The organism is Armatimonadota bacterium, assembly GCA_016125185.1.
Classification (GTDB): Bacteria; Armatimonadota; Fimbriimonadia; order Fimbriimonadales; family Fimbriimonadaceae; genus Fimbriimonas.
Genome location: WGMG01000005.1, coordinates 12,766 through 29,921, shown reverse-complemented (window position 1 = coordinate 29,921; position 17,156 = coordinate 12,766). Strand labels below are relative to the sequence as shown.

Genomic DNA, 17,156 nt, shown 5'->3' with positions numbered 1-17,156 from the left:
ACAGGAATCGACGAGATGACCGATAAGGAACTGGCGAAAAGGATCTGCGAAGGCGACTTGGCCGCGGCTGAGGAATTTGCCCGCGGCCATTATCCCGCCGTGCTTCGCCTCGCCGTGCGGCTTGCGGGTCGCCAAGAGGACGCGGAGGACATCGCCCAAGAAACTTTTCTGACCGCTCGTCAAAAGATTCACACCTATCGAGGGCGTTCGAGCCTGCGAACCTGGATTCACCGAATCGCGCTGAACCACTACCGCCAGTGGCGGCGAAAGCGAACCACGCTTCCGTTGGTCGATCACGACCGCTCGTCAAACGACGGCGGTATTGCGGCCTTCGAGACCGGGCATGTGCTGTTGAACGCCATGCGCGGCATGGAGGAGAAGCAGCGCGAGGCGTTCGTCCTGTTCGAAGTCGAACAGCTCTCGATGAGCGAAACGGCCCAAGTGTTGGGCGTCCCCGTCGGAACGGCCAAGGCGCGCGTCCACTACGCCCGCCAGTACCTGCGACGACAGTTGGAAGGAGGACCAGAGGTTATTAGAGATGCACATCCACACACGACACACTAGCGACGAACTCATCGATCGCGAACTTCAGGCGTTGCGTGAGCCAGCCTCCTCGGTCCACGGGCTGGGGGACGCGATTTTGGCCATGCAGGCGACGCCGACAATCAAGGGCTCGACCAGTCGAAAATGGCTCCTTCGATTGGGTCCCGCGGTCGGGATCGGCGCGGTCGCATTGGCGTTCTCGCTCTCGTCGGGCAAAGCCTACGCGGGTGAGCTTCAGGCCATCGCCAACGCGCAGAACTTCCGCCAGGCCAAGTACCAAAAGTCGTTCTTGTTCGGCGGTCAGGCCAAGCCGTACCTCGTCACCGAACTGTTCATTCAGGGCGACAGCGAGACCTTTCGGCAGTTTGCGCCCGACGGCACCCTGCAGGTGGCCCTGGTGCGGAACGGCGACGTGAGCTCGAACTACTTTTCGGGTGACGCCCTGAACGGCCTACCGGCGCGAGGCTCGATCGACGAGGACCACTCGGGACACATGGGAATCGATTCGATCGACTCGCTTCTGCACAGCTCGTTCTTTCGAACGCATTCGGTGGTGAAGAAGACCGGCGTGGAACTGAACGGCCACTCCTACGACTACTACGATCTGGCGAACGGGTACTACCGGCTTTGGGTCGATCCCGACACGAAGCTGATCGCCCAACGGGAGATTTACGACCACGGCAAGACGCTGTGGGAGCGGGACGTGTACGACTATCCGGCGTCGTTCCCCAAGCCGACTTTCAAGCAACCACAGGTGCCGGGGATCACGTTCTTCGACTATCTGACGGCTCGGCGCGAACTTGAAAGGCGGTTGGCGGACGGCGGCGACGTGCAGAACGTGGGCGGAGTCTCGATCTGCCTGAAGGCGCTGATTCGCGACCATCGAACCTATTCGGCGCTCTTCACGACGACGGGTGCGCAGGGCGATATCAACGACAACCGGAACTGCCAGGTCTCGGGGGCGACCTACCTGTCCACGCGGCTCGATTTGTCCACGCTGAACCTGCGCCAGGGCGAGCAACTGCTGACGACTCGCGCTTACGTCGAGGGAACCGAAGGGACGTCGGATAATCCGACGGTCAAGATCGGAGCCTGGAATCGCGACGGGAAGTTTGTCGGCTGGGCGACGTTCCGTCCCGGCAAGGTTTTGTACGCCCCGTTTGCCGAGCAACTGGTGCACCGTTCATCGAGCGCGGGAGGCGTCGCCAAGGCGTCGCCGGCCAAAGGTCGGTAACGTAAACGCAAAATGCCCGCCTCCGTTTGGGGGTGGGCTTAGCCGTGCGAGGGGCCGGGGACTTCAGCGACCTGAACCGTGTCCTGCCCGATCGTGATCGCGATGTCCTCGTTGGCCGGGCTGGAGGGCGGGGCCTTGGAGATATTCGTCGAACCGATCAGGCCCTGAATCTGCTTGGCCATGTCAAAGTAAGACGCCTTTTGGTACACGACGGTGGTCGCGGCGGCGGCGGGCGCGTTGCCCATCACGGTGGCGTTAAAGCCCTTCTCGTTCAGGAGCTTGGCGACCTTCGACGCGGCTCCCGGCGTTTTCGTGCCGTTGGTGACCACGATCCTCAGCGTCTTCTTGATCGCTTCGTCGTCGTAGTTGATCAGCCAATCGACGGTGGCTTGGGCCCGGTCGTCGTCGAGGACGTAGAAGTAGACGCCGTTCAGCTTCTTGTCGCCGCCGGGAAGCGTGCCGCTGACCATCTGCTGACCCGCCGACCCGCGGAAGATATTGGCGAGGGCTAGGCACTGAAGCCTGGACAAATCGGTCTCGATTTGGTTGAAGCCGGTGTCGATGATCTGGTCCGCGTGCATGATGTTCCCCGGCGTGTTCGCGGCGAGCATGAGGGCGTGGACCATCTGCTGTTGGCGGGCGGTGCGGCGGAGGTCACCTTCCTCCTTCGAGCTCTTGACGTTGTGGAGGGGGATGATGTGGCCGTCGGCGTCCATCTTCGATCGGTTGACTTCTCGGAAGCGGACGAAGCCCTCGGCTCCCTTGCCGTCGACGACCTGCTTACCGGCGGGCAGGTGGATGTGAAGGCCGCCCCAGTTGTCGTCGTAGTTCATGTCGTCGATGGCTTCTACCTCGACGCCGCCGACCGAGTCGACGATTTCGCGCACGGCCGTCGGCTTGATGACGACGTAGTGATCGACCTCCACGCCGAAGAGGTCCTTGATGGTTCCTTTCAGCAGGTCGATGCCACCGCGGCTGAAGGTCGCGTTGATTTTGCCCGTCTTTCCATCCGGTGCTTTCACGTAGGTGTCGCGCGGAATCGAGCAGGCTCGGACCGATTTCTTAGCCAAATCGACCGACAGGAGCATGACGGTGTCGGCGCGGGAGGCCTTGGTGTAGACGAAGCCTTTGTTGTTGTGGTTGTAGTCCTGCCCAACGAGCAGGATGGTCATGCGCTTTTGGTTGGGAAAATAGCTGAGCGGGTCCTTGCCCGCGATTAAGATCTTGCTGAGGGTGGCGTCGGGTCCGAAGGCGCTGACGACCTTGCTGGCGACGTGCAGTCCGACGCCGAGCGCCGTGCAGGCACCAAGAAACAAGACGTACAGGCTCGTTCGAAGCCATTTCATGCTACTAGAAGTAACGCGGGGCGGGCTCTTTGGGTTCCTCTGCAAAACTCTGAAGGAAATTATGACTGATTGGGCGGGAAAAGGGAACCAGGGCCCGGTCGAGGGCGTGCTGGGAGGTGGGGCGATTTGGAGTGCGCGGACTTGTCCGCGCTTTGGTAGGCGAGACTTGTCTCGCCGCGTTGGAGGGTGGGCGTCACGCCCGCCAAGAGGGCTTCGCCCGGGTCGTCCCGATGCTCGGGACTCCTTGGACTTTTTCGGCTGCGGGTTGTTCCCCGGGGTGCACGCACCCCGGGCTAAGGTCTGCGACCTCTCCGAGGTCGTTCGTGAACGGTAGGGGTGCAGAGCTCTGAGCACAGAGCACAGGGCGACTCTTCGCTAGGGCGAGGGAGGTCGGCCCATTTGGAGTGCGCGGACTTGTCTCGCGAGATTGGCGCCACGAAAACGTGTAACGGACTCGAACCCAGCCCGAAAAAGGCTGGGTTCGGCAGACCCACGGTGAACTCTACTCGTCCTTTGCTTCGCCAAGAGCGACGTCTGCGGCGTGCTTGATGCGGCCCCGTCGGTCCTTGATCTTTTGGGCGGCGCGGAAGACATCGGCGTTGGCCGTCTTGTCCCACGCGGCGAGGGCGCGGATGCTGTTCACGACCACCATGATCGGCGCTTTGTCGTTGATGAACGATCGGAGTTTGGCGGTGGTGGCCGGGTCCTGCGGCAACTTCGACAGTGCGAGCACGGCGGCGGCGCGACGGTCGTAGTTCGGGTGATCCAGCATGCCCATCCAGAACGAGCGAAGGTCGGCGCTGGCCAGATCGACCAGCGGCGTGATGTTGCGGAACACCAGGCTCTGGCCCCGATCGGCCTGAACGGCGGCGACGACGGCCTGAATATTGGCTGACCCGCCCGCCTTCATCATGCGGCTCATCGCCTCGGCTCGGTCCGGCGCGTTGAGGCCGTACTTCAGGATGTACGGCAGTTCCTCGTCGCTCCAGTGCAGCGTCGGAATCTCGCGCAGAAAGTAGTGCCGGGGATCGAACACCACGGCGGCCGGCTTCGTACCAACGGTGGCTTCGAAGGTCTCTTCCGCCTTCGAAAGGTGCACGCCAGCGAGCATATGGTTGCCGCTGGAATCGATCATGTCGACCATGGTCTGAACGTTGTAGATCGGCGTCCCGTCGCTGGTGTCCTGCGTCTGCTTGACGTTCAGGCGAACCTTGCCGTTTTCGTACGTCCAGGTGTAATCGATGACCGGATGGCCGGGCTTATCGAACCACTGATCCCAGAACGGCTCGGTGTTGATGCCGCAAGCCTCGGTGATGGCGCGGCGAAGCTGGGCGCTTTCGACCGGCGTGTGCTTCCACATGGTCAGGTAGTTGTGCAGACCGGCGAAGAAGGATTCGTCTCCCAGCCACCGGCGGAGCGTGTGGAGCACGACGCCGCCCTTGGGGTAGGTGTGCGAGTCGAACATCGCGTCGCCGTTGGTGTACATCTTGTCCGAGATCGGCCGCTTGTAGCGGCGAGCCTCGCGGAAGTAGGACTGCATCGCGTCTTCGACCTCCCAGTCGTAGGCCACTTGGCCCCGGCTGTGCTCGAAATACATCATCTGCATGTAGGTGGCGAAGCTCTCGTTGAGCCACGTGTCGCTCCAGTCTTTGCAGGTGACGAGGTCGCCGAACCACTGGTGGCCAAGCTCGTGGGAGTTCAGGCTATCCATGCGGTAGTAGCCGTCACGGGCCTCGGTGAGGCTGGGTTCGCCCAGCGTGGTGGCCGAGACGTTCTCCATGCCGCCGCCGAAGTCGTACATCGCGTTTTGCGCGTACTTCGGCCAGGCGTATTTCACGCCCAAGATGTTCGAATAGAACGTGAGCATGTCCTTGGTGTGGCCGAACGAGTCGTCGATCATGTAGCCCTCGCCCTTCGGCACCACGTACCAAAGATCGACGCCTTGCCAGGTGTCCTTCTTGATGTCGAACGGCCCGCCGACCATCGTGAGTAGGTAGGTCGCATGCGGCTGGTCCATCTTCCAGTTGAAGGTCTTGCGGGATTTGTCCTTGCTGAGCTTGGTACTGGTGAGGACGCCGTTGCCGATCATCTGCCAGTCGGATTCGACGGTGCAGTGGGTTTCGCTGGTTGCCAGGTCGTTGGGATAGTCCCAGGTCGGGGCCCACTCGCAGTTGGTTTCCGCCTCGCCTTGAGTCCAAAAACCGACGTGGTAGGCGTTGCCCTCGCGGGGCTCGATCCAGTGGAAGCCGCCGCCACCGCCGCCGAACGAGCGAGCCTTAGAGTTTTTCGCGCTGTAAGAAATGGTGACCTTAAAGGCTTTGCCTTTGACGGTCTTGGGGACGGCGATGAAGAGGTCGGTGTTGTCGCCTCGGTGGTATTTGGCGTCCTTGCCATCGACTTTGACCGAGCTGATATCGAGCGATTTGCCCGCCATCAGTTTGATCTCGGTGAGGCCGCTTCGGAGGGGGCTGAGCGTGTTGATGGTCGTGCCCTTGAAGTAGCGGTTGGCGTAGTCGATGTCCATCGTGATGTCGATGTGCTGGAGATCGCAGGTGCGGTCGAGCGCGTAGTGCAGGCTTGCGCGCGGGGGCGCGAACGGGTTTCCTTGGCCGCGTTGGGCGAGGGCGAAGGGGGTGATGGCTAAGCCTAAGATGATTGCAGAAGACAGTTTTAACATAGGCGAATGTGAACACGCTACCCGATTTGGTGTCTTTGGTACTCGCGGGGTTGGAGGGTGGGCGTCACGCCCGCAGGAAGACGCATATGCGATTCCGAGAAGCGGAGCGGAATCGGAAAGTGAAGCTGGGATTTACCAGTGTTAGTGAATGTGCCATCAGCCTCCTCCCCTCCGGTTCGCTCTACAGCCCGACTCACCGGCTCCCCCCAGGGAGCAGCGTGGTTAGTCGGCTCGTCGGAAGCTTTTCATCTATCCCCCGGTTCAATCCTCATTCCTCGGATTTCACCGGCCCCTTTGCTAAGGGGCATCTTGGTTAGTCGGTCCGAATTAAGTTGATACCGACTCGACATCGATTTCGGAATAGCCGCGCTACTTCCCGGGGAGGGTCCGCAATGGAGCCTGCCACAAAGGCAGGATTCATGTGGAGTCGGTGAATGCAATGAACTCCTAAGATCCCGCCGAAGGAAAATGGAGCAAAGCGACATCGGGACGGTGGGGAGGATTGAATGGTCAAAACTTGGAGTTCCACGTTCCCAAAGAAAAGCCCCAGCCGTAGACGACTGGGGCCCAGCGAAAGGTTGTTAAGAGGTTAGTCGGCGTCGGTACCGGCGGCCTTTTCGGCTTTCTGCTCGGCGGCGTTCGGACTCTTCTCGTGGGACTTGTCCGTGATGGGCGATCCGCATGCGGCTAACACAAACGACGAAAGTAGAAACAGTGCAAGAATTCGTTTCATGGCGGAATTTAGCACACGGCGCGTCGGTTTGAGAAGTGATATGCTATCCACGCATGTTTCTTCCGACGATCTTAGCCATGCAGGGTCTGAACGAGTTCCATCTCGGCGACCTTGATCTCAAGAGTTTTTCCCAAGATTGGGGAACGGCTCAGAAAAATCGATCCGTAGATAGCCATCCTCTCCGCCTGGGCGGAAAGACGTACGAAACTGGCGTTGGCACGCACGCGATGAGCGAGTGCACGATCCAGCTTCAGAAGGATGCAACTCGGTTCCACGCCGTTGTGGGAGTCGACGACGAGACGGAGGGCCTCGGGTCCGTTCGGTTCATCGTTTTCGTCGACGACAAGAAGGTTTTCGATAGTGGAACCATGCGTGGTAAAACCCCGCCGAAGACGGTGGACGTCGACCTGAAGGGAGCCAAAATTCTGTCTCTCGAGGTCGAGGATGCTGGTGATGGGATCGACCACGACCACGCGGACTGGGCCGACGCCTCGATCTCGTATCACTCCAAGAAGCCGATGGCGTACGTCGTAAGTTCGAATCAGCCGGACCCGATCCTCGCGCCGATCGACAAGGTGCATACATCGCTGAACGGCGCACGCGCGATCGGTACGACTCCAGGTAAGGAGTTTGTTTTCCGAGTGCCGGTCACGGGCAAGATGCCGATCAAGGTAACGACGGGCAAACTGCCGGACGGCCTGGTGTTCGACTCGACTCGACGCATTATCACTGGTCGCGTAAAGACCGCGGGCGTGTACAAAGTGCGCATCGACGCCTCGGGACCGGGTGGCAAGGACAGCGAGACGCTGAAGATCGTGGCGGGCAAGGATAAGCTCGCCCAGACGCCGCCGATGGGTTGGAATAGCTGGAACGTTTGGGGTCTCTCGGTCGACACCGACAAGGTTCGCGCCGCAGCCGACGCCTTCGTCAAGCTGGGGCTGGCCGACAACGGTTACACGTTTGTGAACGTGGATGACGGTTGGGAAAAGGGACGCGCCGACAACGGCGAAATCACGACCAATGAGCGGTTCCAGAACATCAAGAGCCTGTGTGATTATGTTCATAGCTTGGGCCTGAAGGTTGGAATTTACAGTTCGCCGGGACCGAAGACGTGCGGCGGCTACGAGGGTAGCTATCGGCACGAGGAAGAGGACGCCGAGTCGTACGCCAAATGGGGCATCGACTACCTGAAGTACGACTGGTGTTCGTACGGCGGGATCGTGCGAAACCCCGACCTCGACGGCCTGAAGCTCCCGTACATCAAGATGAAAAACGCGCTAGAAGCCAGCGACCGCGACATCGTGTTCAGCCTTTGCCAGTACGGTATGGGCGACGTGTTCAAGTGGGGCCGCAGCGTGGGCGGAAACCTGTGGCGCACCACGGGCGACATCAACGACTCGTGGGGAAGCATGTCGGGCATCGGCTTCGACCATTCGCGGCGATCGCCGTTTGCGGGTCCGGGCGGCTGGAACGACCCGGATATGCTGGTCGTCGGCTGGCTGGGCTGGGGTCCGAACATTCGTCCGACGAAGCTGACCAAGCACGAGCAGGTGACGCACATCACGATGTGGTCGATGCTGGCGGCGCCGCTTCTGCTGGGTTGCGACCTGACGCGGATCGACGATTTCACCCTGCGACTGATCACGAATCCCGACGTCATCGACGTGGACCAGGATACGATGGGCAAGGCCGCGGTTCGAGTTTGGCAGGAAGGAAAGGTCGAGATTTGGAAGCGTCCGCTGGACGACGGATCGTCGGCTGTCGCGGTGTTCAATCGCGGGCATATGCCGGTTTCGCGCGAGTTCGCGTGGAAGCAGTTCGACCTGAAGGGATCGTCGCATTCGGTGCGCGACCTTTGGCAACGAAAGGACCTCGGTCGGAAGTCGAGCCTGAAGCTGACGGTTCCGGCGCACGGGGCTCTGATGTTTAAGGTCAAGTAGGCTTCAGGCTGCCATTTCCGTCTCCTGACTCTTGTCAGGAGACGGGAAGTGAAAATCCGCTGATTCGGCCAGCCCCTCACGCATAGGTGGATGGGCCAGTATCCAAAGCGCCCGACTCCATCGCACCTATACGTGCCACCCGGGGCTATCTCACCGCGCCCACGCTCCAACACGAAGAGATAGCCTCGCATAGAGTCCTCCTCCCCACCGCTTCGCCTAAAGTCGGCTCAGCGACTCCCCCCTGTGGAGTAGCGTGGTTATTCAGAAATCGAGGTCGAGTCAACGCACCATTCAGCCTTCCAAATTTAGGCATTTACAATAGAAATGCGATTTGGCATCGACTCATGCCGAGCCTACTAATCAAGCTACTCCCTGGGGGGAGTCGCTGAACGCAGTGAAGCGGTGGGGAGGATTCATTGATGTGCACCCCGCACTCCATTCGTATACTCGTCTTCCTGGCGGGCGATTCCGATTTGCTCCATCCTCAGAAAATATTGCCTTTGTGGCACCATTTTCCAACGCGGCGAGACAAGTCTCGCCTACGAAAGCGCGGACAAGTCCGCGCAAACCACAGGCGGGACGCCTGGGCCCCCGAGAAGCCCAGAACCTACTTCGGTCGGATGCAGGTGAAATGGATTCGATCCGTTTTGCCGCGCGGCGGCTGAAGCGTGTACGAGTGGAAATACTTAATGTCGGTAAAACCCGCTTCCATCAGCATTTCGATCGTCTCTTCGAGGCCGTAGGCGCGTTGGATATGCAGTTCCTCGAACGCCTGATCGCCGATCCAGAACTTCATCGAGACATGAATCAGGCGCGTCTTGGGGTCCCAGTCGCCGCGCCATCGGTAGCGCACGCGGCTGGTCTTCGACATGTCCTGCTGGTTGAACAGCTTCGCCTCGAACGCATACGCGGTGTTCATATCGAAGATGAACGATCCGCCGGGGACGACATGCCGGAACGCGGACTCAAACGCCTTTTGCAATTGCCCCTTATCGGTGATATTGTTGAAGCTATCGAAGAAGCAAAAGACGGCGTCGTAGGTGCGGCCCATGTCCACATCGGCGGCGTCGGCGACCTCGTAGCGGATGGGTAGTTTCTTGCGCGCGGCCTTCTTGCGGGCCTGCTCGATCATGTCGGCGGAGAGATCGAAGCCTTCGAGTTCGAACCCTTCGCGGAACATGAACTCGGTCATGATGCCGGTGCCACAGCACATATCGAGCATCGTTTTGGGGCGGATTTCCTGCATGGACAGCAGGAGCAGGTAGTACGAAACCCACATCCGGTACGGGACCGGCTTCATGAGCTCGTCGTAGAACTCGGCGACCTTGGTAAAGCTATCCGCCTCGAGGCTATTCACGGTCGCAATCGTCCGCTATTTCCCGCGGAGTTCTTCGAGTTTCGCTTCGGCGGCTTTCAGGCGTCGGTCCGCTTTAGTCAGATACAGATATACGCCGAACCACAGGAGTATCGGTGGCAGAGCGACTAGAATTTTGAAGGTCGTGTCCATAGTTTTCAGTTTCGAGTTCGAGGATGCCGGCGCGACTGCGGAGGCTGTAAATCCAATGAGTGACGAGCGAGACGAGGATCAGCAATTCGATGGTGACCAAGGCGTACCCGCCCTTGAGGTTGCCCTTCATGATCGTATCCGTCGGGTGGAAGCTATCGCCTTGAATGGAGGGAAGCCGGGGATAGACGAACGTGAAGAACATGAACGGGAGAAAAGCGGCTAAGGCATAACCAGCAGAATTTGTGGCCCGCTTGGCCGAGTCTTGGAAGGCGGCGCGAAGCACAAAGAAGGCCAGGTAGATGACCATCACGAACAGGAACGAGGTCTGGCGAGGGTCGTTTTGCCACCACGCTAACCACTGAATTCGGCTGAAGAAGATGCCGGAAATCATGGTGAGGATGATGAAGATCATCGCGAGTTCGTGGGCGGCGGACGATCGAATGTCCCAGCGCTCGTCTCTTGTAGAAAGGTAGCGATAGCTGAAATAGGCGCCGAGGGCGACGAAAAAGGTCGCCATCATGGGGCACGGAAAGTGCCAAAAAAAGATGCGGGCGAACTCGGGAGATTGGAAGTTCTTGGCGTCCGGCACCAGGTAGGAATGGAACGTGGCAAGGGGAATGCCAACGAGGAGCAGAAGGTTCCTTAGCCTTTCCATATCTTTGAGTAAACCACAGGTCCGACGGTACATGTGGCAATCGCATAGGCAATCATGACAATTCCGGCTTTTTCGCCATTCTCCAGCGGTTCGCCGAAGGCGGTTGCGGTTCCACTGACGCCGAGGTTGATGAGGAAGAGCAGGACCGGAACCGAGATGGCGGCGGCGAGCGGATAGCGGTTGTTGGCGGGGGCGGCGATCGCGCCAGAAAGGGTGACGGTGCTGGCGATGGCGATCGCTCCGCCGAGGGCGGTGGTGGCAAAGACGCCAGGGTTGGCGATCCTGACCTTGAGGATGATGACGAAGGCGACGCTCATCAGCAAGGTCGCGACGATCATCTGGATGATGTTGAACAGCGCCTTGCCCCAATACACGGCCTCGGGCCGCGCACACAGCCGCCAGAAGTCGGCGGTGTGGTTCTCCTCCTCGCCGAGGAACGTTCGGGCGAGGCTGACGCTGGCGGCGAAGACGAGGATCATCCAGTAGATTCCGGCCGCGATCATCGGGTTCAGCGATGTGGTCCAGGTGATCGCGTTGGCGGTGATGACGCTGACGAGGCAGATGAGGCCGGTGGTGGTGAAGCCGCTGAGACCGCGCGTTTCGGCGTGCCACTCCTTCATGAAGACGGCGCGAATCTCGCGCGACCAGCTAGAGTTCGAGGGCATGGGTGCCAAACCTCCTTTCCCCCGGGTCGTTGGTGGCGATCACCACCACGCCGCGTTGCTTCTGCTCCTCGACAATCTGCTCGATGAGGCTCTTTCCGGCTTCGTCGAGGGCGACGCCCGGCTCGTCCCACAGCAAAATCTTGGGATTGGGTTGGATCGCGAGGGCGATCTTGAGGCGGGATCGCAGGCCGGACGAGAGGTGTTGCGACTGTACGTCGCGGTGCTCGGTCAGGCCGGTCAGACCGATGAGTTCGTCGCATCGAGAGTCGATGCCGCGGATGTCGGCGGCGAGTTCCAAATGCTCGGCGACGGTGAGGTTGGCAAAAACGGCCTGGTCGAGGGCGCAGTAGGCGAGGTCGACGCGGTAGTCCTCGATGGCGAGGTCCACGCTTCCCTTGTTGGGCCGCTCCAGGCCGGACAGAACCTTGAGAAGGGTGGACTTGCCGATGCCGTTGCGGCCGGTGACGATGAGGCAGTCACCCGGCACCAGAGAAAAGTCGAGGCTGTGGAAGATCCACCGCTTTCCATATCGCTTTCCCAGATTTTTGGCCTCGACCACGGTACTGAGTATGAATGAATAGAGCCCCTTTCGGGGCTCTGGTTACTTCTTCTTCTCTTCGTCCTTGATGAGTTGGAGGATTTCGTTGGGCACGTGCCATTGCCAGCATTCCTCCTGCGATTTCGCGTCGTAGTGCCACGGCAGGCCGAGCAACTCGCGCAGGCTCATGGACTGCGAACCGCCGCTCGCCTTGGAGTACGTGTCGTTCAGGATCGCATCGATGTCGTGCTTGCAGTCGATCAGGTGAGCCTTGGTGATCGTGTCTCCGGAGCGAGGAATCGCAGCGGTGACCTTCACTTCCAGACCCTTCAGCGCCTCGCGAAGGAGCGGGCGGAGGTCGGTTTGGCTCGCGCCGCTGCCGTTGATCTTGCCGTCGGCCATCTTGAGGAAGTTGCGATGCAGGCCTCGCTGGTAGATCGACGTCGTGATCTTCGGCTGATCGAGTTCGAGGAACGTGTCGCCGACCACCTCGTTGACGAGTTGGGTGACGGTGTACGCCTTGCCGGGGAACTCGGCTTCGAAGTCCTGCAGCGCGCGGACCTTTCGATCCGACATCAGGCCGCGAAGGATGATCGACTGGACCGAATTCATCGCGTCGCCGTAGCCGGTGGGCGAAATCTTGTCGTACACGTTCGGGTTCAGGATCACCATCGGCGGGCGAGCGCCCTTCATCATCAGGAGCTTGACGGCCTTGGCCTGCTGTTCGGCCGAAACCGGCTGGAAGATGTCGTCCGAGCCGCGTCCGACGTGGTTGTCGTACTCGACCACGCCGCCGACCAATGCCTGCACGTGCATCAGCTCGGTCAGCCACTGGCTGAAGAGAGCTTGGTAGGCGTCTTGTGTGCGGTCGTAGGACTTGCCGTACTTCGACGTTGCGGGCAAGAGGTAGTTCTTGGAGATGCGCTCCAAGTTCAAAATGCCGAGCCGGGTCGCTTCGACCGGGTCGTCGCTAATGATTTCGGACTGCATCTGCGGGTCGATACCGGCGTACTTGTAGTTGCCGAATCGGAGCCACGGGTTGCGCACCTGCTGACCAAGGAGAGCGTCGAGGGTCGAAGTCTCTTGGTCGGGTGTCGAAGCCTTGATGGGCATGTAGCCGTACTTGATGGCGAATTTGTCGTACGGGCCGATCATGCCGATCGTCTGCGTCACGCCGTCGCCGGGTTGGGCCACGTAGTTGTAGCGGCTATAGCTCATGATCGACGCCGCCACGCCGTGTGTCTTTGTGAACTCAGGGTCGCGAAGCTGGGCGATGGTGTAGGCGGCGCTGGCCTTGAAGTTATGCTCCAGGCCGAGCGTGTGGCCGACTTCGTGGGTGACCACGTACTTGATGAGCTTGCCCATCAGTTCGTCGGAAATCGGCAGATGCTGGACCTGCGGGTCGATGGCGGCGCACTGGCTGAAGTACCAATTCTCGACGAGGTTGACGACGTTGTGCCAGATGATGACGTGGGCGGAGACGGTTTCGCCGCTTCGAGGGTCCTGGATGGACGGGCCAATGGCGTTCTCGATCTCGCTCGGCGCCCAGCGAATGACGTTGTAGCGGGCGTCTTCGGGGTCCCAATCGGGGTCTTCTTCCTTGGTCGGGGCGAGCTTGCCGATGATGGCGTTCTTGAATCCAGCCTCCTCGAAGGCGGGTTGCCACGCCTCGATGGATTCGCGAACCGATTCCTTCCACTTATCCGGCACTTCGGGCGAGACGTAGAACACGATCGGCTGGACCGGCTCGCTCAGGCTGGCGTTCGGGTCCTTCTTTTCCAGGCGGAAGCGGTTGATGTACTCGACGTCGGTCGCCGGTCGCTCCTCGCCGCCAAAGGCGGTAAAGCCGGTGGTGAAGTAGCCGATTCGGGAGTCCTTGAGGCGACCCATCATCGGCGTATCCGGGAGTTCGACCAGGCTGTAGTGGACGACGGTGGTGGCGCGGCTGGAGTCGTAGTTGCTGCCGCCACCGAGGAACGGGTTTCCGCCGCCGGTCTGGCCGCGGCCCATCATGAACGTCATTTGGGTTCGAACTTCGACGTTTCGCGGGAAGGCCTTGACCTTGTTGATCGACGTTTTGCTCGTGTCCACGCCCATCGCGCCGGGGATCGAAGTTCGGACACTGAAGTCTTGCGGGTCGGAGGTGTAGAACGACGTCATGTCGACGACCGCCGCCTTGTTTGGAGCTTCGGCGTACTCGTCGAAGCTGAGAATGATCGGCTCGATGGAGTTCTTTTCGACGCCGATCTTGACGCCCTTGTCGTCGCCCATCGCCCGGGTGGAGACATCGACGGCGCGCATGTAGATTTTCTTTTCGTTGCGCTCGAACTTGATGACTTTGGTGCCGCCCGGCGTGCCGGGGAAGCCGAGGGCCTTCGGCATTTCGGCGATTTCAGCCTGCCACAGGAACGGCTTTCCGTACAAGTCTTCGGGAATTTCGAAATAGACCTTGTCGCCGACCTGATAGATTTTGAAGACGCCTTCCTGAGTTTTGAGCTCGGTGTTCTTCAGCAGGTCGTCGTACTTCTTCTGCTCAGAGGTCTTCTTTTCCTCTTGCTTGGTGTCGGTTTTCTTCTCTTCCTTCTTCTCGTCCTGCTTGCCTTGGGTGGCGGGAGGAGCGGCTTGGGCCCAGATGGTTGAAGCAGAGAATGCGAGGGTCAACGCGAGGAAAATAGCACGCTTCATGATTTCTTAAACTCCAACTTTACGCTTTTTAGGTTCTAAAAGGTTTCGATTGGATGAAAGAAATTTTCGGCTAATTTTGGTCGCGTCATAATGATGATCTGACTTCATGAATCACGATATTCGAATTGGCATGCTTGGCTTTGGCACCGTGGGCACGGGCACGTACCGGATGCTCGTCAACAATCGCGACGCGATTACGAACAAGGTGGGGCACGCCATGGCGATTACGCGCATCGGCATTCGCGATTCTTCCAAGGAGCGGTCGCTGGATGCGTCCGTCTTTACAACCGATCTCGACAGCATCGTGGCTGACCCGAATATCGATGTGGTTTGCGAACTGATCGGCGGCGTAGAGCCCGCGGCGGAACTGGTCGAACGCGCCCTGATGAACGGCAAACACGTGGTGACGGCGAACAAAGAACTGATCGCGAAACACGGCTCACGCTTGGTGCATTTGGCCAAGTCGCGCGGCTTGGACCTGCACTATGAAGCGGCAGTGGGTGGCGGAATTCCGCTGGTTCAACCCCTCAAGCACCAGTTGGCGGGTAACGACGTCATCCGCATGATGGGCATCCTCAACGGCACCTCGAACTACATCCTGACGAAGATGGAGCAGGAGGGGGCCGACTTTGCCGACGCGCTTCGCGAGGCCCAAGCGGCGGGCTACGCCGAGGCCGACCCGACGAACGACGTCGAAGGCATCGACACGTCGTACAAGATTTCTATTCTCGCCTCGATCGCGTTTGGCAAGCAGGTGTTGGTCGAGGACATCTACCGCGAAGGCATCTCGAAGGTCGGCATCACCGACATCGAGTACGCGAAGTCGTGGAACTACCGCATCAAGCTGGTGGGCGTGGTGGACGCGGTGGGCGGCGACGCGGTGTGCGTGCGGGTTCACCCGACGATGATTCCGCTGACGCATCCGCTGGCATCGGTGAACGGGGTTTACAACGCGCTTTGGCTCAACGGCGACTTCGTGGGCGACGTGATGTTTAGCGGCCGCGGCGCGGGTTCCGACCCGACCGGCTCGGCGGTTATCGGCGACCTTATCGACGTAGGCCGAAACATGGTCGTGGGCGGATCGGGCAGCGCGATTCCGTACGACACCGGCATGAAGACGGTGCCGATCGACGAGGTGGAGTCGGCGTTCTACATGCGCCTTCGCGTGCTGGATCGACCGAAGACGCTGGGCGAGATTTCGATGGTGTTTGGCGAGTTCGGCATCAGCATCGCGGAAATGCAGATGAAGACCCTTCCGAACGACCAAGGCGAGATCGTGTTCCTGACGCACCGAGCCTCTGAGCGGGACTTTGCCAAAGCGCTGGAGCAGGTCGGAAACCTCGACGCGGTGGCGCAGGTGGCGGCGGTCATTCGGGTTGAGGACAAAGCGTGAAGATTCTCATCACCAACGATGATGGGATTCACGGACGCGGCCTCTACGAACTAGCGATGGTGGCGCGGCAGTTCGGCGATGTGGTGATCGTTGCGCCAGATCGCGAGCGGTCGGCGTGCGGACACGCGATGACCCTTCGCGACCCGTTGCGGGTGAAGGAGGTCGAGTACCACGGTCTGACCGCCTACGCGGTCAACGGCGTTCCGGTGGACTGCGTGAACGTCGGCCTGACGGTGGCGTACCCGGACGGGTGCGACCTGATCCTGAGCGGTATCAACTACGGCCCCAACTTGGGCTTCGACATTACCTATTCAGGCACGGTGGCGGGAGCGATGGAGGGCGCGATCAACGGCATCCATTCCATCGCGCTGTCGCTGGCGGTCTTCGTGGCCGAGGCTCCGGCCCACTGGGAAACCGCGTCGCAGTGGCTGAACGAAAACTTCATGAACCTGGTCGATTCCGATTGGGAAGACCTGACCTTTTTGAACGTGAATATCCCGTCGATCGTTTACGAAGAACTGCGCGGGGCCAAGGTGGCCGAGATGGGCAAGCGGGTTTATAAGGACCGCGTGGAGAAACGCGACGACCCGTGGGGGCGGCCCTACTACTGGCAGGGCGGCATGGCGCTGATGTCGGCCAACCAGCCCAACACCGACGTGAAGGCGGTCAACGAAGGGTTTGTCAGCATCACGCCGCTGAGCCTGAATTGGACGAATCGGCCCCTGGCCGAGAAGATCGCGCACGAAAACGACTGGCCGATCGAGCTTAGTTGACGCCGGTGAACTTCTGGAGCTTTTTGATGTCCTTCGGGGATTGGAAGCTCTCCAGCGGCACATAGATGAGCTTGAACTTCCATAGCTCGACCACCACGTACTCTTTGCGCTGGATCACATCGCGGATGGACTTGATGTTGACCCGGTAGTTGTGGTCCATCGGGGTCGTGATGAAATAGAGGTGTTCGCCCTCGGCGACCATGCGCGTCGGACTCAGAACCCGCTTGGCGGCGCGGCCAGTGATGAGGATCGACCGGGCGGGGATGGAGAGCGGCCAAAGGATCATCAACATGCCCAATCCGATGCCCACTTGGCTGGGCATGAGAACTAACATGAGGATGCCCGAAACGGGGAAGGCGATGAACGCGGGCCAGAACCGCCGCACGTACTCGTTGGCGCTCCAATACACCAGTTGGGAGCGGCTCACGCGATATTCATTTGTCTCTATTCTTTCCAACGACAACCAA

At 60.0% G+C, this 17,156-nt stretch carries 13 protein-coding genes; 5 read left to right on the top strand and 8 right to left on the bottom strand.

Annotation, left to right across the window (positions count from 1 at the left end; genetic code table 11):
• Window positions 1-15: 15 nt before the first annotated feature.
• Window positions 16-564, top strand: coding sequence for a sigma-70 family RNA polymerase sigma factor (locus GC165_07220; protein ID MBI1332655.1), 549 nt, complete (start codon window positions 16-18; stop codon window positions 562-564).
• A complete protein-coding gene (locus GC165_07215) occupies window positions 539-1,777 on the top strand; it encodes a hypothetical protein (protein MBI1332654.1) in 1,239 nt (412 codons plus the stop codon). The genes GC165_07220 and GC165_07215 overlap by 26 nt, the downstream gene beginning before the upstream one ends.
• A gap of 38 nt (window positions 1,778-1,815) precedes the next feature.
• Here GC165_07215 and GC165_07210 read toward each other — a convergent pair whose 3' ends face one another.
• Window positions 1,816-3,123 carry a LytR family transcriptional regulator gene (locus tag GC165_07210; protein MBI1332653.1) on the bottom strand — a complete coding sequence of 436 codons (1,308 nt, stop codon included), beginning with the start codon at window positions 3,121-3,123 and terminating at the stop codon, window positions 1,816-1,818.
• A 502-nt stretch (window positions 3,124-3,625) separates the two neighbouring features.
• Window positions 3,626-5,800 (bottom strand): aminopeptidase, encoded by a 2,175-nt coding sequence (locus GC165_07205; GenBank protein ID MBI1332652.1) that lies wholly within the window; start codon window positions 5,798-5,800, stop codon window positions 3,626-3,628.
• A 786-nt stretch (window positions 5,801-6,586) separates the two neighbouring features.
• Between GC165_07205 and GC165_07200 the strand changes: the two genes are divergently transcribed.
• Window positions 6,587-8,473, top strand: a complete 1,887-nt coding sequence (locus tag GC165_07200) for an alpha-galactosidase (GenBank protein MBI1332651.1) — start codon at window positions 6,587-6,589, stop codon at window positions 8,471-8,473.
• A 607-nt stretch (window positions 8,474-9,080) separates the two neighbouring features.
• On the opposite strand, the gene GC165_07195 is transcribed toward GC165_07200, so the two are convergent.
• From GC165_07195 to GC165_07175, 5 genes are all read right to left on the bottom strand, one after another.
• The gene (locus GC165_07195) at window positions 9,081-9,830 is read right to left on the bottom strand and encodes a methyltransferase domain-containing protein (GenBank protein MBI1332650.1); all 750 of its coding nucleotides are present in this window, start codon (window positions 9,828-9,830) and stop codon (window positions 9,081-9,083) included.
• A gap of 73 nt (window positions 9,831-9,903) precedes the next feature.
• Window positions 9,904-10,668 carry a hypothetical protein gene (locus GC165_07190; protein MBI1332649.1) on the bottom strand — a complete coding sequence of 255 codons (765 nt, stop codon included), beginning with the start codon at window positions 10,666-10,668 and terminating at the stop codon, window positions 9,904-9,906.
• The gene (locus GC165_07185) at window positions 10,623-11,300 is read right to left on the bottom strand and encodes a hypothetical protein (GenBank protein ID MBI1332648.1); all 678 of its coding nucleotides are present in this window, start codon (window positions 11,298-11,300) and stop codon (window positions 10,623-10,625) included. The genes GC165_07190 and GC165_07185 overlap by 46 nt, the downstream gene beginning before the upstream one ends.
• Entirely contained in the window at window positions 11,284-11,871 is a 588-nt protein-coding gene (locus tag GC165_07180; GenBank protein ID MBI1332647.1) for an ATP-binding cassette domain-containing protein, read from the bottom strand. Before GC165_07180 ends, GC165_07185 begins: the two co-directional genes overlap by 17 nt.
• A gap of 30 nt (window positions 11,872-11,901) precedes the next feature.
• Window positions 11,902-14,523 (bottom strand): DUF5117 domain-containing protein, encoded by a 2,622-nt coding sequence (locus GC165_07175; protein MBI1332646.1) that lies wholly within the window; start codon window positions 14,521-14,523, stop codon window positions 11,902-11,904.
• A 106-nt stretch (window positions 14,524-14,629) separates the two neighbouring features.
• On the opposite strand from GC165_07175, the gene GC165_07170 reads away from it, so the two are divergent.
• Both GC165_07170 and surE read left to right on the top strand, forming a co-directional pair.
• Window positions 14,630-15,916, top strand: a complete 1,287-nt coding sequence (locus tag GC165_07170) for a homoserine dehydrogenase (protein MBI1332645.1) — start codon at window positions 14,630-14,632, stop codon at window positions 15,914-15,916.
• Window positions 15,913-16,689, top strand: coding sequence for a 5'/3'-nucleotidase SurE (surE, locus tag GC165_07165; GenBank protein MBI1332644.1), 777 nt, complete (start codon window positions 15,913-15,915; stop codon window positions 16,687-16,689). The genes GC165_07170 and surE overlap by 4 nt, the downstream gene beginning before the upstream one ends.
• Here surE and GC165_07160 read toward each other — a convergent pair.
• On the bottom strand, window positions 16,682-17,116 hold the full coding sequence (locus tag GC165_07160; protein MBI1332643.1) for a hypothetical protein: 435 nt from the start codon (window positions 17,114-17,116) through the stop codon (window positions 16,682-16,684). The genes surE and GC165_07160 overlap by 8 nt on opposite strands.
• Window positions 17,117-17,156: the final 40 nt, after the last annotated feature.